The sequence below is a fragment of the Lysobacter sp. TAB13 genome (assembly GCF_052113885.1).
GTDB classification, from domain to species: domain Bacteria; phylum Pseudomonadota; class Gammaproteobacteria; order Xanthomonadales; family Xanthomonadaceae; genus Lysobacter; species Lysobacter gummosus.
On the sequence record NZ_JBFRDR010000147.1, the window covers coordinates 1 to 504 of the forward strand.

1 protein-coding gene and 1 pseudogene are annotated in these 504 nt (G+C 67.9%); both read left to right on the forward strand.

What is annotated here, in order from left to right:
* Positions 1-188: P27 family phage terminase small subunit (locus AB4Y92_RS25555; protein ID WP_441822165.1), on the forward strand; the 188-nt coding region annotated here is incomplete at its 5' end.
* A pseudogene (locus AB4Y92_RS25560) lies at positions 185-504 on the forward strand (terminase large subunit); the annotation flags it as partial. The gene AB4Y92_RS25555 and the pseudogene AB4Y92_RS25560, both read left to right, overlap by 4 nt.

A 504-nucleotide genomic window follows, 5' to 3' on the forward strand; every position in this document is an offset into this window, starting at 1 on the left:
CGTACGAGGTGGTCTCCCGCAACGGCGCGCAGCAGAAGAACAAGCCTGAGGTCGGCCAGCGCAACGAGGCTTTCCGCCGTGCGCTGACGATGCTGCGCGACTTCGGCCTGACGCCGGCGGCCGAGCGCGGAGTGAAAGGCGCGGCCGAACAGGGCGCGTTCGACTTCGATGAGGACGATTTCGCGTGACCGATTCCGCCAGGGACCCGGTCACCGCCTGGGCCGAAGCGGTCGACGCGGGCAGGATCGTTGCCGGCCCGCATGTCCGCAACACGGCGCGGCGCCACCTGCGTGACCTCGATCAGGGGCATCATCGCGGTCTCGTCTTCGATAGCGACGCCGCCCGCGACATTGTCGAGTGGTTCCCGCGCCGGCTACGGCTGAATGGCGGCGATTTCGAAGGCAGGCCGTTCCACCTGCACGAAAGCCAGGCCTTTCGCGTCGGCTCGATCTTCGGGTGGAAGTGGAAAGAGACCGGGCTCCGCCGGTTCCGGCGCTTCTACGA